General features: G+C 51.6%; 17 protein-coding genes. 6 read left to right on the forward strand and 11 right to left on the reverse strand.

All coding sequences use genetic code 11. The annotated features are described in order from the left end of the window. Positions 1–263 precede the first annotated feature (263 nt). From typA to fabY, 5 genes are all read left to right on the forward strand, one after another. A complete protein-coding gene (gene typA / locus NR177_RS16665; protein ID WP_063877741.1) occupies positions 264–2087 on the forward strand; it encodes a ribosome-dependent GTPase TypA in 1824 nt (607 codons plus the stop codon). Positions 2088–2310: 223 nt separating this feature from the next. Then, on the forward strand, positions 2311–2907 hold the full coding sequence (yihX, locus tag NR177_RS16670; protein ID WP_256853270.1) for a glucose-1-phosphatase: 597 nt from the start codon (positions 2311–2313) through the stop codon (positions 2905–2907). Positions 2908–2910: 3 nt separating this feature from the next. Further along, positions 2911–3780: a virulence factor BrkB family protein gene (locus NR177_RS16675; RefSeq protein ID WP_096011127.1), complete on the forward strand. Its 870-nt coding sequence runs from the start codon at positions 2911–2913 to the stop codon at positions 3778–3780. Next, entirely contained in the window at positions 3777–4214 is a 438-nt protein-coding gene (gene dtd, locus NR177_RS16680; RefSeq protein ID WP_063877738.1) for a D-aminoacyl-tRNA deacylase, read from the forward strand. The genes NR177_RS16675 and dtd overlap by 4 nt, the downstream gene beginning before the upstream one ends. Before the next feature lie 59 nt (positions 4215–4273). After that, positions 4274–5221 carry a fatty acid biosynthesis protein FabY gene (gene fabY, locus NR177_RS16685; protein WP_026020958.1) on the forward strand — a complete coding sequence of 316 codons (948 nt, stop codon included), beginning with the start codon at positions 4274–4276 and terminating at the stop codon, positions 5219–5221. Positions 5222–5254: 33 nt separating this feature from the next. Here the strand turns inward: fabY and NR177_RS16690 are convergent, their stop codons facing one another. The 7 genes from NR177_RS16690 to gmk all read right to left on the reverse strand — a co-directional run bounded on the left by NR177_RS16690 (position 5255) and on the right by gmk (position 14375). Then, a complete protein-coding gene (locus tag NR177_RS16690; RefSeq protein WP_256853271.1) occupies positions 5255–6934 on the reverse strand; it encodes an AsmA family protein in 1680 nt (559 codons plus the stop codon). 118 nt (positions 6935–7052) lie between these two features. After that, positions 7053–8426: an NCS2 family protein gene (locus NR177_RS16695; RefSeq protein ID WP_241568479.1), complete on the reverse strand. Its 1374-nt coding sequence runs from the start codon at positions 8424–8426 to the stop codon at positions 7053–7055. An 86-nt stretch (positions 8427–8512) separates the two neighbouring features. Then, positions 8513–10591: an ATP-dependent DNA helicase RecG gene (gene recG, locus NR177_RS16700; RefSeq protein WP_256853272.1), complete on the reverse strand. Its 2079-nt coding sequence runs from the start codon at positions 10589–10591 to the stop codon at positions 8513–8515. Beyond that, on the reverse strand, positions 10588–11289 hold the full coding sequence (gene trmH / locus NR177_RS16705) for a tRNA (guanosine(18)-2'-O)-methyltransferase TrmH (protein ID WP_063877735.1): 702 nt from the start codon (positions 11287–11289) through the stop codon (positions 10588–10590). Before trmH ends, recG begins: the two co-directional genes overlap by 4 nt. Before the next feature lie 3 nt (positions 11290–11292). Then, positions 11293–13401 carry a bifunctional GTP diphosphokinase/guanosine-3',5'-bis pyrophosphate 3'-pyrophosphohydrolase gene (gene spoT, locus NR177_RS16710; RefSeq protein WP_063877734.1) on the reverse strand — a complete coding sequence of 703 codons (2109 nt, stop codon included), beginning with the start codon at positions 13399–13401 and terminating at the stop codon, positions 11293–11295. Positions 13402–13421: 20 nt separating this feature from the next. Continuing rightward, on the reverse strand, positions 13422–13697 hold the full coding sequence (rpoZ, locus tag NR177_RS16715; RefSeq protein ID WP_063877733.1) for a DNA-directed RNA polymerase subunit omega: 276 nt from the start codon (positions 13695–13697) through the stop codon (positions 13422–13424). 54 nt (positions 13698–13751) lie between these two features. Continuing rightward, complete coding sequence (gmk, locus tag NR177_RS16720; protein WP_063877732.1) at positions 13752–14375, reverse strand: guanylate kinase; 624 nt, start codon at positions 14373–14375, stop codon at positions 13752–13754. Positions 14376–14615: 240 nt separating this feature from the next. Between gmk and ligB the strand changes: the two genes are divergently transcribed. Beyond that, a complete protein-coding gene (gene ligB, locus NR177_RS16725; RefSeq protein ID WP_256853273.1) occupies positions 14616–16385 on the forward strand; it encodes an NAD-dependent DNA ligase LigB in 1770 nt (589 codons plus the stop codon). On the opposite strand, the gene NR177_RS16730 is transcribed toward ligB, so the two are convergent. From NR177_RS16730 to NR177_RS16745, 4 genes are all read right to left on the reverse strand, one after another. Next, the gene (locus NR177_RS16730; protein WP_109718212.1) at positions 16299–16916 is read right to left on the reverse strand and encodes a trimeric intracellular cation channel family protein; all 618 of its coding nucleotides are present in this window, start codon (positions 16914–16916) and stop codon (positions 16299–16301) included. The genes ligB and NR177_RS16730 overlap by 87 nt on opposite strands. Before the next feature lie 447 nt (positions 16917–17363). Next, on the reverse strand, positions 17364–18008 hold the full coding sequence (locus NR177_RS16735; protein WP_256853274.1) for an oligosaccharide flippase family protein: 645 nt from the start codon (positions 18006–18008) through the stop codon (positions 17364–17366). Positions 18009–18785: 777 nt separating this feature from the next. After that, positions 18786–19709 (reverse strand): kdo(2)-lipid IV(A) palmitoleoyltransferase, encoded by a 924-nt coding sequence (gene lpxP, locus NR177_RS16740; RefSeq protein WP_063877728.1) that lies wholly within the window; start codon positions 19707–19709, stop codon positions 18786–18788. A gap of 522 nt (positions 19710–20231) precedes the next feature. After that, a complete protein-coding gene (locus tag NR177_RS16745; protein ID WP_063877727.1) occupies positions 20232–20507 on the reverse strand; it encodes a hypothetical protein in 276 nt (91 codons plus the stop codon). Positions 20508–21324 lie beyond the last annotated feature (817 nt).

Raw genomic sequence — 21324 nt, forward strand, 5'->3', positions numbered from 1 at the left:
TTGCACAAAATCGCGCTGTCATGCACCTTTTTGTCATATAAGTCATGCACCATGATAGTCGCAACGCACTGTTTGTGTGCATCTGAGTTGAAAGTGAGCACTTTTTTGGTGCAAAACCTCGATGCAGTGCAAATTTTGCACGGCTAATAGTGCGATTTTGCGACAATGCAATAAACTTTCAGTGAAAAGTGTGATCGTGTTCAGTCTCCCGCTTAATCCGTGTACAATACCGCGTTATTTCTAATGCCTGAGGCAAAAAAGCTGTGATCGAAAATTTGCGTAACATCGCCATCATCGCGCACGTTGACCATGGAAAGACCACCCTGGTTGATAAACTGCTGCAACAGTCTGGTACTTTTGATGCCCGTACTGAAGCCACCGAGCGTGTGATGGACTCCAATGATTTGGAGAAAGAGCGTGGGATTACCATCCTCGCAAAAAATACCGCCATTAAATGGAACGACTACCGTATCAACATCGTTGATACCCCAGGACACGCCGACTTCGGTGGTGAAGTTGAACGCGTAATGTCTATGGTGGATTCGGTACTGTTGGTTGTAGATGCGATGGATGGCCCTATGCCGCAAACCCGCTTCGTAACCAAAAAAGCGTTCGCGCATGGTTTGAAGCCGATTGTGGTTATCAACAAAGTCGACCGTCCTGGCGCACGTCCTGACTGGGTTGTTGATCAGGTCTTTGACCTGTTCGTTAACCTGGATGCGACTGACGAGCAGTTAGACTTCCCTATCATTTTTGCCTCTGCGCTGAATGGTATTGCCGGTCTTGAGCATACAGACATGGCTGACGATATGACCCCGCTGTATCAGGCTATCGTTGACCACGTATCGCCTCCACAGGTTGAAGCTGACGCGCCGCTGCAGATGCAAATCTCTCAGCTGGACTACAACAACTACCTGGGCGTTATCGGCATCGGCCGCATCAAGCGCGGTAAAGTGAAGCCTAACCAGCAAGTCACTATCATTGATAGCGAAGGTAAAACGCGTAACGGTAAAGTCGGTAAAGTGCTGACTCACCTGGGCCTGGAGCGTATTGACAGCGACATGGCAGAAGCGGGCGATATCATTGCTATCACCGGTCTGGGTGAACTGAACATTTCTGACACCATTTGTGATCCGCAGAATGTGCAGGCCCTGCCAGCACTGAGCGTGGATGAGCCAACGGTCACGATGTTCTTTAACGTCAACACCTCACCGTTCTGCGGTAAAGAAGGTAAGTACGTGACGTCACGTCAGATCCTTGAGCGTCTGAACAAAGAACTGGTTCACAACGTGGCACTGCGTGTTGAAGAAACTGAAGATGCTGACGCGTTCCGTGTATCGGGCCGTGGTGAGCTGCACCTGTCCGTTCTGATCGAGAACATGCGTCGTGAAGGTTTCGAACTGGCGGTATCCCGTCCGAAAGTTATCTTCCGCGAATTCGAAGGCCGTAAGCAAGAGCCGTTCGAGAACGTGACGCTGGATATCGAAGAAACGCATCAGGGTTCCGTTATGCAAGCCATGGGCGAGCGTAAAGGCGACCTGAAAAACATGGACCCAGATGGTAAAGGCCGCGTACGTCTTGACTACGTGATCCCAAGCCGTGGTCTGATCGGTTTCCGTAACGAATTTATGACCATGACATCAGGTACCGGTCTGCTGTACTCCACCTTTAGCCACTACGATGATATTCGTCCGGGCGAAGTGGGCCAGCGTCAGAACGGCGTTCTGATTTCCAACGGTCAGGGTAAAGCGGTTGCTTTCGCCCTGTTCGGTCTGCAGGATCGCGGTAAGCTGTTCCTGGGTCACGGTGCAGAAGTCTATGAAGGCCAGATCATCGGTATTCACAGTCGTTCTAACGACCTGACCGTAAACTGCCTGACCGGTAAGAAGCTGACTAACATGCGTGCTTCCGGTACAGACGAAGCAACGACACTGGTTCCACCGATCAAAATGACACTTGAGCAGGCTATCGAGTTCATTGATGACGACGAACTGGTCGAAGTTACCCCTCAGTCCGTGCGTATCCGTAAACGTCACCTGACCGAGAACGATCGTAAGCGTGCTTCACGCGGTCCTAAAGACGCGTAAATGCATGTAAGAAGCCCCGTTTAACGGGGCTTTTTTTTTGCCTGCGCGATTGTCATACAGAGTTAAATCCAGCCTAAACCAGCCCGTAACTTCTTCTCTATCCCCTTTCAACGTCGTGCCGTCGTGCCTTAACTTAGCGTTTATATTTTTCTCGTCCAGGCTGCCTGTTCAGGCTGCGCTTTTACCGCTAGAGTGAATGATCCAGGGAACCCGAGGAGGCACCATGCTTTATATCTTTGATTTGGGCAATGTGATTATTGATATCGACTTTAACCGCGTGTTAGGTGTCTGGAGTGACCTTAGCCGCGTGCCACTGGCATCACTTCAAAGTCACTTCCATATGGATGAGGCATTTGAGCAGCATGAGCGTGGTGAAATCAGTGACGAAGCCTTCGCTGAAGCCCTGTGTGAAAAGCTGGATATCGCACTGAGCTATGAACAGTTTGCGACAGGCTGGCAGGCAATATTCGTTGGTGTCCGCCCGGATACGCTGGCGATAATGCATCAACTGCGGCAGGAGGGACATCGAGTGGTGATTCTCTCCAACACCAATGCGCTGCATTGTACCTTCTGGCCGACGCAGTATCCTGACGTGCAGCAGGCGGCCGACAAGATCTATTTGTCGCAGGAGCTAGGCATGCGCAAACCCGAAGCGAGAATCTATCAGCATGTTTTGGCCGCTGAAGGCTTTAGCGCCGATCAGGCCGTGTTCTTCGATGACAACGCGCAGAACATTGAGGGTGCACGCGCCTTGGGGATTGAGACAGTGCTGGTGACCGATAGCACCACCGTACCTGACTGGTTCGCGGGTCGGCATTAAGCCATGAAGTTACGTCATTTTCGCCCCGGGTTTCATGCGTTCTGGCTGTGGCTCAAGCTGCTGTGGAAACGCATTGATAATGACGCCATGACGACGCAGGCCGGTAACCTGGCTTTTGTGTCGTTACTGGCGCTGGTTCCGCTGATTGCCGTGGTCTTTGCGCTGTTTGCGGCGTTTCCTGTGTTCTCTGACATCAGCGTCCAGCTTAAGAATTTTATTTTTACCAACTTCATGCCGGCTGCAGGTAATACGCTACAACGTTATCTTGAGCAGTTTGTGGCCAACGTCCATCGTATGACGGCCGTGGGTGCCGTCGGCCTGATCGTGACGGCGCTGTTGCTGATGCATTCCGTTGATTCTGCCCTGAATGCTATCTGGCGCAGCGACAAAAAGCGGCCGCTGGTCTATTCCTTTGCGGTGTACTGGATGATATTAACGCTCGGGCCGTTACTGGCGGGTGCCAGTTTAGCCATCAGCTCTTATCTGCTGTCGTTGAAGTGGATAAATGTGACGGGGGTAACCAGTCTGGTCGATCAGATGCTGCGTTTCTTTCCGTTGCTCTTATCATGGCTATCGTTTTGGCTGCTATACAGTATTGTCCCGACACAGCGGGTGCCCGCGCGCGATGCGCTTACGGGGGCGCTGGTCGCCGGGCTGTTATTTGAACTGGGGAAAAAGGGCTTTGCGCTGTATGTTACGATGTTCCCGTCATACCAACTGATCTATGGTGTGCTGGCGGTGATCCCCATTTTATTCCTGTGGGTTTACTGGACCTGGTGTATCGTACTCCTCGGCGCAGAGATTACCGTCACCTTAGATGACTACCGCCAGTTCAAACGGCAGGAAAGAGAAAAAGAACGAGAGGACGGATGATTGCTTTAATTCAACGCGTACAGCGTGCCAGCGTCAGTATCGATAACGCGGTTGTGGGTGAAATCGGACAGGGGTTGTTGATTCTGTTGGGTGTTGAAAAAGGTGATGATGAAAAGCACGCCGAGCGGCTGGCGGAGCGCGTACTGGGTTATCGCATTTTCAGTGATGAACAGGGCAAGATGAACCTGAACGTCAAACAGGCGGGCGGGAGTGCGCTGGTGGTGTCACAGTTTACGCTGGCTGCCGATACGCAAAAGGGCATGCGCCCCTCATTTTCTGGTGGGGCAGAGCCACAAGAAGCGGAACGTCTCTACGACTATTTCAGCGCGTGTTGCCGTCGCCATGATGTGACGACCGCCAATGGCCGCTTTGCTGCTGATATGCAGGTGGCGTTGGTTAACGACGGGCCGGTAACCTTCTGGTTACAGGTATGACGCCGCATACCGCGCGGCTAAACATCCGCAACCCCGCATCAGAACGAGAGAAACACTTTATGTATCATCTTCGTGTGCCACAAACGGCGGAAGAGCTGGATGTGTATTATCAGTTCCGCTGGGAAATGTTACGAAAGCCGCTGCATCAGCCGCAGGGTTCTGAGCGTGATGCCTGGGATGCGTTAGCGCATCATCAAATGGTGGTGGATGAACAAGGTAAACCCGTTGCGGTAGGGCGACTTTACATCAATGCGGATAATGAGGCGGCTATCCGCTTCCTTGCTGTACATCCTACCGTCCAGGGAAAAGGTCTGGGCACGCTGGTGGCGATGACGCTGGAGTCGGTAGCGCGTCAGGAAGGCGTAAAGCGCGTGACGTGCAGCGCGCGTGAGGACGCGGTGGCGTTCTTCGCCAAGCTCGGATACGTCAATCAGGGCGAGATTACCGCACCGCAAACCACGCCAGTGCGTCACTTCCTGATGATTAAACCGGTTGTCACGCTGGATGATATTTTACACCGTGCTGACTGGTGCGGTCAGTTGCAGCAGGCCTGGTATGAGCACATTCCGTTGAGTGAGAAAATGGGCGTGCGCATCCTGCAATACACCGGGCAAAAATTTATTACCACCATGCCGGAAACCGGCAACCAAAATCCGCACCATACCCTGTTTGCCGGAAGTCTGTTTTCGCTGGCAACGCTTACCGGCTGGGGACTGATCTGGCTGTTGCTGCGTGAGCGCCACCTGGGCGGCACCATTATTCTGGCTGATGCGCACATACGCTACAGCCGTCCGATTACGGGCAGGCCGGGTGCCATTGCCGACCTCGGATCATTGAGTGGCGATCTCGATCGCCTGGCGCGAGGCCGTAAAGCCCGGGTTCAGCTTGATGTGCAGTTATTTGGTGATGATGAGTGTGGCGCGGTGTTTGAAGCGGTCTACATCGTGTTGCCCGTTGATCCTGACGGGCCGCTGGAAGAAGGCGGCTCAGGGGCACGCATCAATTAAACAACAGGGCCGCGATTGCGGCCCTGTGTGTTTTTACTTCACCTGTCCTGCCTGCATGGTTTGCTGCAGTTGCTGGCTGTCTGTATTCACCGACAGCGTGGCATTAACTGAGGGGGCTAACGGCTGCCCGTCCTTCAGTGAGGCATTGAGTCGCAACTGAAAATTGCTGTCACCTTCCAGTGGAAGCGCGGGCCAGCCCCAGTTCTGCAAGACATTGACCGGTACGCCGCGCCCCGAGAGATTCAGGCTGAGAGGGCGGACGGCTTGCTGTCCTACCGTTGCCGTGCCTTCCAGTAAACCTTTACCACTAAACGCGCTCAGTTCCGTCACCTTGATTTGTTGATCGTCAGCCTCCAGCGCAATGGACGGATGGCGCAGATCGGTGCGGTTAAAGGTCGATTCCGCAGCGTTCAGGCTGAGTTTACCTGACCAGATTCCCCATTGATGCTGACGGGCCAGCTGCAGATTCTCCCCGCTGCCATCCAGTGAGGTGAGCTGGAAAGGAAACGCAGGGTTGATATCGATGATCAAATTACGGTTTGAGGTGAAACGGTTCACGGTAAGGCCGCCCAGCCAGTCGGGAAGGGGAGCCTGCCATAACGCCCGCCAGTTCTGCGGCAGCGTATATTCCAGGCCCGCGACGGCAAGATTATTCAGCGTCAATTGCTTGTCGTTACGCGACCAGTTTCCGTCGGCACGGATGACGCCGTTGGCCCAGCGCGAGCTGAACTGGGTCAGGGCAATCCCCTGTGGCGAGAAGTCCATGTTGATGATGGGATCGTTAAGCTCGAATTTGCCGTTGATAAAGTTACCGGCGTTCATCGCCAGTGAACCATCCTGACTCTGCCAGTCCCGGCCTTTCCAACTGAGATTTTTCAGTGTCAGATCGAGATCGGTTACCGCCCAGTCAGGGCCCTGCAGCCGGGCATCGGTAATGTCGACGCGGTTTAGCGTCACCGACTGCACTTCTTCAAAGGGTTTCAGGAAATCAACAAGCGTGCTGGCGGTTTGCAAACGGATATCGTTCAGGCGGAGTTGAGTGATCTTCCAGTTTCCCTGCGCATCACGCTCTCCGTTACCGGTCATGGAACCGCGGGCTAAATCAGCACCGATGTTGCTAAACACCATGCGGCCCTGTGACACATTGCCCTGAATCAGCACATTTTCACCCGCAACGCTGTTTAGCGTCATCTTGCCTGCGCTCATCTGGAACTGCGCATCCCGTCCCAGCACATCGCCAGTCAACGGGGCCCACGGCACTATACCGCCATTCACCTGCAGGGCTGAAAGCGGTAACGCCGAAGAGGGGCTGTCGATGCGCATATTGTTCAGTTGCAGACGGTTAGCCTGCACGGGTAATGCGCTATTCGTTGCCAGGTTAGCAAGATTAACCTCACCGTCACGTAATTCTATGCTGGCAAAGTGAAAAGGATCGCTGAACTGCAACAGGGCAATGCCCAAGTCGACGCGCCTGGCGACCAGCACAGCCGGCTGTCCATCATGACCAAAACTGAAATCATCCAGAATAATGTGCGAAGGTGATGAAAAGTTATGTTCGATTTTACTCAGCGACAGATGCCATTCCGTTTTATCGCTCACCCAACGGCTAAACCAGCCCGCGCCCCACTGTGTCTGCAGCAGTACATACAGCACCACTAACGCAAACAGTAGTAGTAACAATAAGGTGAGGAAAAACTTTCCTATAAATTTCATCGTATCCTTCCCGGGTTCAGTCCGCTGAAAGGTTGTTATGCCTGAATTAGCGTTATAGCTCAACCGCCTGGATGTAAATCAGTATAAATAGCAGGCAGGTCCTGACCTGCCTTAAAAATCACTTTTCCGGTGGGAAAATCAGATTAAGCACAATCGCCGTAATACCGCCTGCGGCAATACCCGAGGAGAGCAAGGTTTTCAGCCAGTCAGGCGCAAACTGCAGAATCAGCGGTTGCTGTGACACGCCAAGTCCTGCGGCCAGCGAGAGGGCGATAATCATGATGGCGCGTCGGTTCAGCGGCTCTCTGGAGACAATACGCACGCCGGATGCTGCGATGGTCCCAAACATCACAATAGTGGCACCGCCCAGAACCGGCTCAGGAATATGCTGTACCAGTCCACTGACCGCCGGGAACAGGCCCAGCAGGATAAGCATCAGCGCCACGACAAAACCAACATAGCGGCTGGCAACACCGGTAAGTTGGATAACGCCGTTATTCTGTCCAAAGCAGGAGTTGGGGAAGGTATTAAACAGGGCAGACACAAACGAGTTAAGGCCATTCGCCAGCACGCCGCCTTTCAGTCGCTTCATATACAAAGGACCGCTCACCGGCTGCTCCGACACGTCAGAGGTGGCGGTGATATCACCAATGGTTTCCAGCGAGGTCACCATAAACACCAGCATCAGCGGGATGAGCAGGTTCCAGTCAAACCCCAGGCCGTAATAGAGCGGAGTCGGTAGCGCAATCAGTGGCTGGTTTGCGGGCGTATTGATGGATGGCAGCATATCCAGCGCCCAGGCGAGCAGGTAGCCAACCGCCATGGCAATCACCAGTGAGGCGACGCGCAGGTAAGCATTTTTCTGACGGTTCAGAAGGATAATAACCAACAAGACCGCACCGGCCAGTAGCAGGTTTTTAGGCGCGCCGAAGCTGTGGTCGTTCATGGCGGCGAAACCACCACCGACGGACGTCAGGCCAACCTGAATAAGGGACAATCCAATGATCATCACGACAATACCAGATACCAGAGGCGTGATGATACGGCGTGCCAGATGCAGCACCCGCGACAGTACCATTTCTGTGCAGGATGCCACCATCAAGGTGCCAAACAGCGCTGCCATCATGGTGGGCACATCTGCGCCGCCATTTTTCAGCGCCATGCCGCCCATAATCAGCGGCGTCACAAAGTTAAAGCTGGTGCCCTGAATGGACAGCAAGCCTGAGCCGACCGGCCCCCAGGTTTTGATTTGCAGAACGGATGCCACGCCAGAGGCGAACAGGGACATGCTGATAATGTGCTGCGTGTCCTGCGCCGGTAAACCCAATGCCTGGCAGATCAACAGCGCGGGCGTAATCACGGCGACAAACATGGCCAGCAGATGCTGACCGGCCGCAAACAGGGTTTGCGTAAGTGGCGGACGATCTTCCAGACGGTAAATCAGTTCACTTTTACTGGCGGTAGTCGGGTTAAGCTGCTGATTGGTTGACATCGTAACGGTTCCCAAAAAAAAGTGTGGCGATTGTAATCGTCCACGGATCAAAAGCAAACGTTTGCCTGGTGGTGCAAAAAAAGGCGTCAGGCGTTGCTGTAGCGGCCGGTTTCCGGTAGCCAGCGCTCGATCAGTGCCTGGGCCTGTTCGGGATAGTGCTGGTGGATGTGCCGCGCGACGCGTTGTACTTCAGGAATCATAGCCTGATCGCGCAGGAGATCGGCGACCTTAAACTCCGCATTACCGGTTTGGCGCGTACCCAGCAGTTCGCCCGGCCCGCGGATCTCCAGATCGTGTTGGGCAATCACAAAGCCGTCGTTGCTGTCGCGCAGCACCTGCAAACGCTTCTGTGCCGTTTTGCTTAGCGGCGCTTTATACAGCAGTACGCAGTGAGACGCGACTGCGCCACGGCCTACGCGCCCGCGCAGCTGGTGAAGCTGGGCAAGACCGAGGCGTTCTGGATTTTCAATGATCATCAGGCTGGCGTTTGGCACATCCACGCCAACCTCAATAACGGTCGTGGCGATCAGCAGCTGTATCTCGTTCGCTTTGAAGGCCTGCATCACCGCCAGTTTCTCCGCTGGCTTCATGCGGCCGTGCACCAGCCCTACCTGCAAGTCCGGCAGCGCGATTTTTAACTCTTCCCATGTCGCTTCTGCGGCCTGGGCTTCGAGCAGATCGGACTCTTCAATCAGCGTACAGACCCAGTAAGCCTGACGACCTTCATGGCAAGCGCTTTGCACCCGGGCAATGATCTCACTGCGACGGCTGTCAGGAATGGCCACAGTCGTCACCGGCGTTCTGCCCGGCGGCAGCTCATCAATGGTTGAGGTATCGAGATCGGCATAAGCGGTCATCGCCAGGGTACGCGGAATCGGTGTGGCGGTCATGATCAACTGGTGAGGATGGAAACCCTGCTCTTCCCCTTTTTCCCACAGCGCCAGCCGCTGGTGAACCCCAAAACGGTGTTGTTCATCAATAATCACCAGCGCCAGACCGTTGAACTTCACCTGCTCCTGAAACAGGGCATGCGTACCGACCACCATGGCTACGTTGCCGCTGGCAATAGCATCTTGCTGTGCCTGACGCGCTTTCCCTTTTTGTTTGCCTGCCAGCCAGCCGACTTCCAGGCCAAGTGGCGCAAGCCACTGACGGAAATTATTGGCATGCTGCTCAGCCAGCAACTCTGTCGGTGCCATCAGCGCCACCTGTTTGCCGTGGGCGATAACGTTCAGGGCCGCAAGGGCCGCGACCAGCGTTTTACCCGATCCCACGTCACCCTGGACAAGCCGCAACATGGGATAATCGTGCGCTAAGTCTTTTTCAATTTCTGCCACGACGCGTTTTTGGGCGGCAGTGGGGGAAAAAGGCAGGGCGGCCAGTAAGCGGTCACTCAACGTATGACGGGCGGGCATCGGCAGCGCGTAATGGCGCTGCGCACCGGCCCGAACCGCCAGCATACTGAGATTATGCGCCAGCAGTTCTTCAAGAATCAGCCTGCGCTGAGCGGGATGCTGGCCACTTTCAAGTTCGCTGAGTTTGACATCGGGTGGGGGACGATGCAGCGTGCGTAAGGCGTCGGGCAGGCTGATCAGTCCGCCGCTTAACGCTTGCGGCAACAGTTCCGTAATAGGGCAGTTTTCCAGCAGAGTTAATGCCTGGTCGGTAAGATTGCGCAGTGTTGCCTGACGAATGCCTTCGGTTGTGGGATAGACCGGCGTCAGGGTTTCTTCCAGCATCACATGGCTGTGCTCGCCCTGTACGCGGTATTCCGGATGGATAATTTCGGCGCCGCGCTGCCCGCGTTTAATTTCGCCCCAGGCGGTTACCCGGCGGCCGGGTGCGAGGCTGTTTTTCATACCGGCATTGAAGTTGAAGAAGCGCATGGTTAATACGCCGCTGCCATCGCCGATCTGGCACACCATCATACGTCGGCGGCCAAAAGTAATGTCGGTATGCAGCACGTCGCCTTCGACCGTTGCCCAAATTCCCGGTAACAGGTCGTTGATAGCATAAAGCTGGGTGCGATCTTCATAACGCAGAGGAAGGTGTAGCAGTAAATCCTGGATAGTATGCAGGCCAATTTTAGCCAGCTTTGCTGCCTGGCTGGCGCCGACGCCGGTCAGGGTACTGAGCGGTATGGCATCCAGCAGACGGCCTTTCATTTCTTACTTCTGCCTGTTGCTTGCATCGTTGCCCACCAACTGTCATCGGCTTCTATCTCGCCCTGCGCGTTGATATGGGGATAGGGCATCCGTTTATGTTTTGCCACGCGCGCCAGAACAGGATAGCCCCCTTCAAACAGCAGGCGCTGTTGTTCTTCGTAATCCAGAAGGCTGGACTGGCGTTGATACATACCGGCATTTTGCCGCTGGCGCTGGGCTTCATAAAGAATCAGCGCGGACGCAACAGAAACGTTGAGTGACTGAACCATTCCCACCATCGGAATAATGATGTGACGATCGGCCAGAGCCAGGGCTTCATCTGTGATACCGGTTTTTTCCTGACCCATCAAAATGCACGTGGGTTTGGTGTAATCAATCTCACGAAAATCCACAGCGTCAGCAGAGAGGTTTGTCGCCAGTATCTGCATCTTTTGCGTTTTAAGATGGCCAATAGCGTCGGTGATTGAACGGTGCGTCACAACCTTTACCCAGCTATTGCTGCCGGCCGAAGCCGAAGCCTGGGTTCGCATGCGTTGGCTTGGCCACACGGCATGGACCTCATGAATCCCCACTGCATCCGCAGTGCGGATCACCGCGGAAACGTTGTGCGGTTTATGCACCTGCTCCATGCAGACGGTAAGGTCATGCTGACGCAGGGCCAGCATTTCCTGAATACGAGAAAAGCGTTGAGGATTCATGCACTAGTTACGGTTGCGGTGAACTTTAATCACATCCGGCATCACACGAATTTTACGCATGATATTCGCCAGGTGGACGCGATCGCGTGCGGTCAGACGGATAAAGGCACTGTAAACGCGGCCATCGCGTTCTTCAGTATTCAGGCTCTGAATATTGGAGCCCGCCGTGTTGATCGCTGCCGTCAGGTTCGCCAGTGCGCCCTGGTGATTAAACATATCGACCTTGATCTCAGCCACAAACTCTTGCTCAGTGACTTTATCCCACTCCACCGGCATGAATTTTTCTGGCTCTTTTTGATAGCCGCGAATATTTCGACAGGATTCATGGTGAACAACCAGGCCTTTACCCGGACTGACGTGTGCAACAATCGGATCGCCGGGAATAGGACGACAGCATTTCGCAAAGGTAATGAGTACGCCGTCTGCGCCTTTGATGGGCAGCTTGCCCTGTTTTTTGTTGTTATTGAGCGCGTTAGTGTCAGTTTGAAGCAGGTTTTTGGCCACCACCACGCTCATTGCATTCCCCAGGCCGATTTCTGCTAACAGATCGTCCAGTGAGGTCAGCTTCATGCGGTCAAGCTCATGCTTGATGTTTTCAGCCGGCACTTCCGCCAGTTTACGACTGCCGCCCATCGCATGGCTGAGCAGGCGACGTCCCAGATTTACCGAGTCTTCACGCTTGAGGTTTTTCAGAAGCTGACGAATCTTAGCGCGCGCTTTGGAACTGACCACAAAGTTGAGCCAGGCGGCGTTAGGACGTGCGCCGGGCGCAGTAATAATCTCAATGGTCTGGCCGCTGGTGAGCGTCTGGGACAGCGGATAAGGCTGACGGTCAACGCGCGCGCCCACACAGGCATGACCAATATCGGTATGTACTGCATAGGCAAAATCGACCGGTGTGGAGCCGGTCGGCAATTCGACGATGCGGCCTTCTGGCGTAAAGACGTAGATCTCATCCGGAAAGAGATCGGACTTCACGCTTTCAATGAATTCAAATGAGCTACCGGCGCTCTGTTGCAGCTCCAGCAGGCTTTGCAGCCAGCGCTGGGCACGAATTTGCGCCGTGGTGCCGCTTTCGCCAGCTTGTTTATATGCCCAGTGTGCGGCAACCCCCATTTCGGCCATCTGATCCATATCTTCGGTACGGATTTGCACCTCAACCGGTACGCCATGCGGCCCGATCATAGAGGTATGCAGAGATTGATAGCCGTTAGCTTTGGGAATGGCAATATAGTCTTTCACCCGGCCCGGACGTGGCTTGTATAAGCTGTGCATCTGGCCCAGGACGCGGTAGCAGGTATCCAGATCTTTCACGATAACGCGAAAGGCGTAAATATCCATGATCGAGTGAAAACGCTGCTCTTTCAGCGTCATTTTGCGGTAAATCGAGTAAAGGTGCTTTTCGCGCCCACTTACCCGGCAGGGAATACCGGCTTCCTGCAGGCGACCGTCGATCTCAGAGAGGATTTTTTGAATCATCTCTTTACGGTTGCCACGGGCCGCTTTCACGACCTCTTTAATCACCCGAAAACGATTGGGATAGAGCGCTTCAAAGCCCAGCTCTTCCAGTTCCGTTTTTAGGTGATGAATCCCCAGGCGATGTGCCAGAGGACTGTATATTTCCAGCGTTTCCAGCGCGATGCGACGGCGTTTATCAGGACGTAACGACCCGAGCGTACGCATGTTATGGGTGCGGTCAGCCAGCTTGATGAGAATGACGCGGATATCCTGCACCATCGCCATAATCATCTTGCGGAAGTTCTCTGCCTGCGCCTCTTTCTTATCACGGAATTTCAGCTTATCCAGCTTTGAAACGCCTTCAACCAGCTCGGCAACGCTCTTACCAAACAGCTGTTCCATATCCTGATAGGTGGCAGGCGTGTCTTCAATGACGTCATGCAAAAGCGCGGCCATGAGGGTTTCATGGTCGAGCTTCATTTCTGCCAAAATACAGGCTACCGCGACAGGATGCGTGATGTAAGGCTCGCCGCTGGAGCGTGTCTGTCCCTCGTGGGCATCACGTGATACGAGATAGGCTTGCTTGAGGCGCTTAATCTGGTCCTCAGGCAAGTATTGTTCAATCAGTTGATTGAGACTTTCAAACAGATACAAGGTTGACCTGCAGCTAGCTGTTAACGACGACCTTCAGCGATAGCGGTAACGGCCTGTAACTCCGCGGCTTCCTGCTCTTGCTGCTCCTGACGATCACGCACATCTAAAATCTGATTGGTGACCAAACCTTCTTCGATTTCGCGCAATGCGATAACGGTGTGTTTATCGTTCTCTTCGGGAACCAGCGGATCTTTTCCGCCTACCTGCATCTGACGTGCACGACGTGCAGCGACCAACACCAGGTCAAAACGATTACCCACTTTTTCTACTGCGTCCTGAACGGTTACGCGTGCCATAGGTGTGCTACTCCACAGATGAAGAAATGACTCGGCATCATACTGAAACTGGGTTCAGACTGCCAACAGTTTGCTGATCAAAGCGTCATGGCGCGCTTTCTGACGGGCCATGCGCAGACGTTCTGCGCGAATAATGGTTTTCAGATCGGATAACGCCAAATCAAAATCATCATTCACGATTAAATAGTCGTATTCGGCATAGTGGCTCATTTCTGCCACGGCCTGTGCCATACGACGTGCAATGACCTCTTCGCTGTCCTGACCGCGACCACGCAGGCGACGATCCAGCTCTTCTTTAGAAGGAGGCAATACAAATATACTGCGCGCGTCGGGCATTTTAGCGCGAATTTGCTGCGCACCTTGCCAGTCAATATCAAGAAAAACGTCTACGCCGGTCGCCAGAACTTGTTCAATCGTCTTACGCGCGGTGCCGTAATAGTTGTCGAAAACTTTCGCGTGCTCAAGGAAGGCATCTTCCTCGATCATCTTTTCGAACTCATGCTGCTGAACAAAGAAGTAATGTTCACCATGTGCCTCGCCCGGCCGCATGCCGCGCGTGGTATGTGAAACAGACACTTGCGTATCATACAGCGGCTGCGTTTTTAACAGCGCCTGAATCAGACTGGATTTCCCTGCGCCACTGGGAGCAGAAACAATATAGAGCGTACCTTGGGCCATGATTTTCTTGAATTGATTAAGTGCGGAGTCGATTTCCTGCACAGTATACACAGCTTCCCCGCGCCACGCAGCGTTTGCGCCGCCATCGCGGCGAAAAGTTTATGCGACCAGGTACGCAAAGCCGCTTTTCGCATCTGAAAACACACCTCAATGTTCACACAAGCCGTCCCAGAATGCGCGAATGCAGCTGGCTCAGCCTGACGTTCAGCGCTTGAATGATAAAAAATCAGGAGGTGACGGATGAAAGGGATGTTAACTGCCGGGCTGATGCTGTTATTCAGCCCTATTTATTCCTTTGGGGCCTTGTGTCCTGCATGGACGCCTGCACGTGCGGTGAGTGAGATCGGTCACCTGCAACAACAGCTTCGGCACTGGGATAACGCGTATTACCAGCAGGGGCATTCGCTGGTTGCGGATGCAGATTACGATAGTTTGCAGCAACGGCTTAACCACTGGCAGCGCTGTTTTACGCAGACGGCGGGCGACTATGTGCCTGCTTTGCCGGGGGACGGTACCTTGTGGCATCCGGTTGCGCATACGGGCGTAAAAAAAGTACAGGATAAACGTGCACTGGGTTACTGGATGCAGACGCGGCAAGACCTTTGGGTCCAACCGAAAATCGATGGTGTTGCCGTCTCGCTAATCTATCGACAGGGAAAACTGGTGTCGTTAATTAGCCGTGGAGATGGTTTACACGGTGAGCAGTGGCTGGCGAAAGCCAGACGGATTCCTGCCATTCCGGCGATGATTGACAGTGATGACGCTACCGTTGTCTTACAGGGCGAGCTTTTTTTGCGGATGACCGGTCATCAACAGGCGACCAATGGCGGCAAGAACGCCAGAGCCCGCGTTGCGGGGGCAATGATGAGTCAGGAAGACTCGCCGCTGCTGGAACAACTGGATATTTTTATCTGGGGCTGGCCTGACGGGCCAGCCAGTATGCATGAACGCCTGACCCGATTGGCTGCATGGGGATTCGATCTTGCCAGTCACTGGACCCAACCCGTTCAGGATGAAGAGGAGGCTGAAAGCTGGCGTGATCGCTGGTTTCATGCACCTTTGCCTTTTGTCACCGATGGCGTTGTCGTGCATCAGGCAACTCGTCCGGCGGGAAAATACTGGCAGCCAGGTGAGGGAGAATGGGCTATCGCCTGGAAATACCAGCCACCGGCGGTCAGCAGTGAGGTACGCTCCGTTGATTTTTCGATAGGGCGCACGGGAAAAGTCGCAGTGGTACTGAACCTGCAACCTGTGCAGTTGGATGATAAAACCGTCAGGCGAGTCAGTATAGGGTCGCTAAAACGCTGGCGTGAGCAGGATATTATCGCAGGCGATCAGGTGACGATTAGCCTTGCGGGTCAGGGCATTCCACGGCTTGATCGCGTTATCTGGCGCGTGGCGCAGCGGGATTACCCTGAACCGCCTGAACCTGAGCAATTCACGCGACTAAGTTGTTATACCTTAACGCCGGATTGCCATCGCCAGTTACTGGCGCGTTTGAGTTGGCTGAGCCAAAAGTCAGTGCTCGATATTCCTGGTGTGCAACGCAGTACCTGGCAACGGCTACTGGAAACCGGCTGTATTACGCATCTGTTTTCCTGGCTGACCATTACGCCAGAACAAATCGCCACCGCAGCGGGTATTTCATCCGAGAGAGCACAACACATCTGGCATCGGTTTGATTTGACCCGGAAACAACCTTTGCGTCGCTGGCTCAATGCGTTAGGCATTGAACTGCCGCAAAAGGCACTGCGCGCACTAGACGATAAAGCGTGGGACGCTGTGCTGACTCGTGATGTAAAAGGCTGGCAATCTCTGCCCGGCGTGGGCGCATTGCGGGCAGAACGTATTACCTCACATCTTAAGGATGCCGAGCTGCGAACGTTGATTACCTTTTTACAGCAGCAGGGTATCCCTTCCTCATCAATGATCGGGATGGGGATAATTGAAGATGGGCAAACCGAGGCGAAATCGCAGGGCCAGCAGGCGGGCAAAAAAGCCAAAGAGTAAGGTGATAATAATCACAACCTCATGTGCCAGAGGGGTTTTCAGCAGCAGGATGTACATCCAGCCTGATGCGAACGCGATACCGGCATATAACTCTTTTTGAAACACCAACGGGATACGATTACAAAACATATCGCGCAAAACGCCGCCAAAGACGCCGGTAATAACCGCACTGATCGCGGCAATAATCATGGCATGGCCCGAATCCAGGGCAACCTGCGCACCGATAATAGAAAACACCACCAGACCAAGCGCATCCAGTACCAGAAACACCTTTCGTAGATGGGGCATTAACGGCGCGACAAACGTGGTCACCACGGCAGCAGCGGCTACGATCATGATGTATTCAGGATGCTTTACCCAACCCAGCGGATAATGACCAAGGAGAATATCGCGCACTGAACCCCCGCCTATCGCGGTAACAGAAGCAATGATGATCACACCAAACAGGTCCATTTTACGACGGCCAGCGGCAAGCGCCCCCGTCATTGCCTCAGCGGTGATACCAAGGATATAGAGAACAGTAAGTAACATAGCAGGCTCCAGGAAGACGGCGGCAAGGCTACGCCACTGAAGAGAACGGCGCGACTGAGATTTTCTGTTAATAGCTTTAAAAGTATCAGTAAAAACTCACCCTTTCAGGCTAAGATTTTATTAATCAATAATTTATGGAAAATTAAGGGCCTGTATCAACACAAATTCTATTGGATAAACCGGGTCAGCCTTACTCCCCGTTGACGTATTGCACGGCTCAGGCTCTTTGAGACGACATTATGTTGGTATAAACAGAGAAAGGAAACAGCGTAAGCCGGGAATCTACAGGGCTGATTAATGGCAGCCCGTATGTGGGATGAGCGCAAGTGAAATGTGGGATAAGCGAGCGGAGAAGGCTGTTGATGCAACGTGCCTGGTCTTATAAAAACCGTGCTGATCGACAACACGGCAAGACCTTTTTCAGGTGTCCGGCATCCAGTAAGTGCATTATATTTTCCTGAGGCAGATCTGGAGGAATGTTTTCAGACTGAATTGATATACCGGTTGAAACCATATACGGCCATAACAGCAGTAAGCCAGCATTCTTACTGACACCATTGCCAGGTAGCCCCATAGTGCGCACAAAACCGAAGGTGTGCTCCATACCGTCAGCAGTGTAATGACCAGGCCCACGAATACGGATGATATTTCGCAAAATGCGATATCGGAAAATTGTTTTTCGCGCTGCAATATCGCGCGATAGTGTTGCCCCTGAGGAATGATGATAAAGATGACGGCAGCCATCTCAAGCATCATGGTTATCTGTGGCTGATTAAACAGCCGATCGACAACAATGCCGGAAATAAAAAAAACAGCAAAAATGATCAGTCCCAGCAGTATGTTGCCCCAGTAAATAACCGATAACCTATTGACTGAGAGTGTCGAATAACGAATCACGCTGTTTGAGAACCCGCGATCCGCCAGTGTGTCAATGACCAGCAATCCAGCAATGACAACAGCCAACAAATTAAAGGCTTCAGCCTGCAGGATTTTACCCAGCAGGGAAAGTTGCAATACGCCAATGCTTAATATTTTAAACGATGAAAGAAGCGGCCAATTAACGTGTATAAGATTTATTTTACGTATCGCCATAATATTCCCGCCGGGTAAATTGTTATGACGGTAAGCAGACAGTGATGCCTGCTTACCCTCGGGGTTATTTATATTTTATTGTATTTTTTTAGTAAACACGGCCTTGAGCACATCAGCACTGCATAAAAATCACGCGTAGTGCTAAATGCTTTTTTATGTTTAATGCCCAAACCTGTTCTTCTTTTCTTCATTTAACGATGAACATTAAAAACGATCCCTGTTATATCGTTATAAAGGTTTTGCTGTGTGTAGATAATTTATAACGCTTTTTAATGAGGTTAACATCATAAGGAAAATCTGATATGTGATTTGAGAAAGGCGATAATGTTTATTGTCTGGATGATATTTCTCACTTGCTAAATAAACGCTTCATAACGACTTGTGGCAAAGTCACGTATGACTATTCAGTAGTAAACAATACAAAATAAAAAAGGCTTTGAAACGTTATACATAGCGTCGTTTTAAGGCGATGACCCAGGATTTTTCCCGTATGAAACACTTAAGCTGGGGCAAAGAAAGTGCAAGGTGGTTATGTAAGCAATGGTCGTAGCGCTTATCCATTCTGAACGTAAAAATTTCCCAGGCGTCAGAATATGTTCATGGTAGAGAGGCACAACGTCATGAGAGGAGGTATGGCAGATGCGGGTGCGGCCGTTTTATGGTCAGGACAGAATATTGATATCTGCACGCTGGATGAGCACGTACTGTGAGTCGTAACGGAGAAGGGGCGATAGCGGCAGTATGAAAAAATAAAGCAGGCTTGAGCCTGCTTTATCGTTATACGTAGAGAGACGCTTCACCTGGTGGACGCGTTTTAAATCGGCGATGCAGCCAAAGGTACTGGTCAGGCGCTCGCATGATTTGGCTCTCAATCACTTTATTCATATAGGCAGCGGCGGCTGATTCATCCGTATGGGGGTAGTTTTCCAGAATCGGTTCGATAATCAGTTTATAACCATCGTTGCCTGGATTACGAATCAGCATGATCGGCACCATCGCAGGCTTGGCCAGGCGAGATAAAACGTATGTGCCGTTTGTTGTCGCTGCTTTCTCAACGGCGAACAGCGGTGCGAAAGTACTGCCTTTTGGGCCGTAATCCTGGTCCGGTGCAAACCAGACGGATTCGCCCTGCTTAAGCGCCTGTACCATCCCGCGCAGATCGCGACGGTCAATCATCGCTTTATTGGATCGCATGCGGCCTTTGGTCTGAACGTACTCCATCGCGCGGTTATTATGTGGTCGGTACATTGCCATCATCGGCTGACACAATCCGCTGATGCGGCCACCCAGCTCCAGAGACATAAAATGGATGCCGATTAACATCACGCCCCGGCCTTCATTCTGAGCAGAATAGAGGTTTGCAAGCCCTGAGACAGTAAACAGGCGCTTAACGGCGTGGTCTGGCCAGAACCAGGCAATGCCCGTTTCAAGCAGCGCCATACCAAGAGAAGCAAAGTTTCCCGCAATCATGCTTTCTTTGTCTTCATCACTGATGCCAGGAAAACAAAGTTCAATGTTACGACGGGTAATGCGCTCTCGACGCTGAAGGAAATGACGGGAAAGTTTACCGGCACCTGCGCCAAGTCGCATCAGGACAGGATAGGGAAGTTGAACTAAGAGCCAGAGAATGCCAAGACCAAACCATGTAAACCAATAACGGGGATGTAAAAGGGTGCTGCTGAACTGCCTGGTGTTTTTCATCATTGACCTTAAAGGATTGATGGATGTAACGCAAAAAGACCCATTCCTTAAGTTCCCAAGCGGTACGGCTGTACTAACTACGACCAGCACTTTATCAAAAAGTGCCCTCTGTCACAGTGAGCTTTCGTCATCTTCAGGATTAGGATGATCGATTGCATCGGGGCGTCATCGAGCAAGAAATGGTGATGTGAAAAAATTTTATTTTTATAAAACAATGTCTTATTTTTTCGGTTGTGTGTTGAGGATAGCAAAACAGGCGTCTGGAAATTAAGACAGTTCTGTACTCAACAGCCACCATCTTTTCGATAAATTTACATTCTTAGTGGCAAAAATCTAAAAAATGACTATGCATGAGTATGCACAGGCTTCTTGTGAAAAGCTACATGATGAATGCGTGCGCACTGTTCAGGATGTTTGAGAACTGGAAATTCAGCGGAAATTATCCTCACAAGCGATACACGTTTACCCACATACGTAACGTGTATGGCTTAAGAGAAAAACGGGGTCTGGAAAAGAAAAATCCTAGTTATAGGTAATCGTCATCAGGCGAAAATCACCGACTTTTTTTAACTGCACCTTACCCAGCTTAAGCGGCAAAGATTGTTGGCTGTCATTCATACGCAGGGTTGTGGCTTCAGTTTTACCTCCTCTCGTGCAACTTTGTTTAATCTGAGAATTAACAATAAGCGTGTCACAACCGGGTTCCACAATTGAACCTTTGAAATTGATTTGTCCGCCAGTGGCAAAAGACAATGGCGATAACGTCATTAATACAAACACAAAAGTTAATTTTTTCATGGCTTCAGTCTCTGATTGGTTTCACAAAGAAAGAACGGCATTTAAAAATAAAACTTTAGTAGAACATTCGTTTTTTATTTCTCATCTTTGCTTTTTTAATACGAAAATGTGAGCGGATTGGTGTTTTTTTGTTGTGTTATAATACCGAGTATTAAAAATAAGCAGGCTTATCGTTTCTTAACGTTTTTGCGCATCTGGCTTTTAATTAATGATTTCTTTCGGAATAACGCATTCTGGGTAATGAAAGACAACTTAAAACTAATCGTACTTATCAAAGCGTATCAAATTCCTTACATAAGCATTCTGAGTGATACCTCATTGAGGTAGGCTAACACGTAACGTCATGTACTGATTTTACATACATAAGAATTTTCCTCATTCTTATTTTTTACCTGAGTTGTCGGCTGTCACGCTTCTATGATTAGTGATGACGTTTTTTAACAGAGAGGTTTTCTTTTCAGGAGGTTAACGAGATGAAGCGCAAATGCTTATAATGGAATGGTTACTTATATCGTGTGAAGACAATAACTTTTAGCAAGCGTGCAAAATTAGTCGCTATAAGGTTAGGAAGTCGCATGATAGATAGCGTTATGCATGCTTAATTATTTTCACCTCAAGGGTGATAAATGAAGATGGCGTTATACAGACTCCTGATACGTTAATACGTCATGATATCAATCTATAGGTAGGCAGGGTTTAAATTCTGCGCTGAAACTTCTTCTTTTCATTGGGGCACCTGTAATGTTGTGAGGTGAGCATATCACCTCTGTTCAGGTGGCCAAATTCAGGGTGCCATTACAAAATACCTAATTAATTT

It is taken from the genome of Pantoea sp. Fr+CA_20 (assembly GCF_024520835.1).
GTDB classification, from domain to species: Bacteria; Pseudomonadota; Gammaproteobacteria; order Enterobacterales; family Enterobacteriaceae; genus Pantoea; species Pantoea allii.

What these genes read in the sequence shown, in the direction of transcription:
- fabY (WP_026020958.1), top strand. Translation starts at nt 4,274, where the DNA reads ATGTATCATCTTCGTGTGCCACAAACGGCGGAAGAGCTGGATGTGTAT.
- ligB (WP_256853273.1), top strand. Translation starts at nt 14,616, where the DNA reads ATGAAAGGGATGTTAACTGCCGGGCTGATGCTGTTATTCAGCCCTATT.
- dtd (WP_063877738.1), top strand. Translation starts at nt 3,777, where the DNA reads ATGATTGCTTTAATTCAACGCGTACAGCGTGCCAGCGTCAGTATCGAT.
- NR177_RS16675 (WP_096011127.1), top strand. Translation starts at nt 2,911, where the DNA reads ATGAAGTTACGTCATTTTCGCCCCGGGTTTCATGCGTTCTGGCTGTGG.
- gmk (WP_063877732.1), bottom strand. Translation starts at nt 14,375, where the DNA reads ATGGCCCAAGGTACGCTCTATATTGTTTCTGCTCCCAGTGGCGCAGGG.
- NR177_RS16730 (WP_109718212.1), bottom strand. Translation starts at nt 16,916, where the DNA reads ATGTTACTTACTGTTCTCTATATCCTTGGTATCACCGCTGAGGCAATG.
- yihX (WP_256853270.1), top strand. Translation starts at nt 2,311, where the DNA reads ATGCTTTATATCTTTGATTTGGGCAATGTGATTATTGATATCGACTTT.
- NR177_RS16690 (WP_256853271.1), bottom strand. Translation starts at nt 6,934, where the DNA reads ATGAAATTTATAGGAAAGTTTTTCCTCACCTTATTGTTACTACTACTG.
- lpxP (WP_063877728.1), bottom strand. Translation starts at nt 19,709, where the DNA reads ATGAAAAACACCAGGCAGTTCAGCAGCACCCTTTTACATCCCCGTTAT.
- NR177_RS16695 (WP_241568479.1), bottom strand. Translation starts at nt 8,426, where the DNA reads ATGTCAACCAATCAGCAGCTTAACCCGACTACCGCCAGTAAAAGTGAA.
- rpoZ (WP_063877733.1), bottom strand. Translation starts at nt 13,697, where the DNA reads ATGGCACGCGTAACCGTTCAGGACGCAGTAGAAAAAGTGGGTAATCGT.
- NR177_RS16745 (WP_063877727.1), bottom strand. Translation starts at nt 20,507, where the DNA reads ATGAAAAAATTAACTTTTGTGTTTGTATTAATGACGTTATCGCCATTG.
- NR177_RS16735 (WP_256853274.1), bottom strand. Translation starts at nt 18,008, where the DNA reads ATGGCGATACGTAAAATAAATCTTATACACGTTAATTGGCCGCTTCTT.
- recG (WP_256853272.1), bottom strand. Translation starts at nt 10,591, where the DNA reads ATGAAAGGCCGTCTGCTGGATGCCATACCGCTCAGTACCCTGACCGGC.
- trmH (WP_063877735.1), bottom strand. Translation starts at nt 11,289, where the DNA reads ATGAATCCTCAACGCTTTTCTCGTATTCAGGAAATGCTGGCCCTGCGT.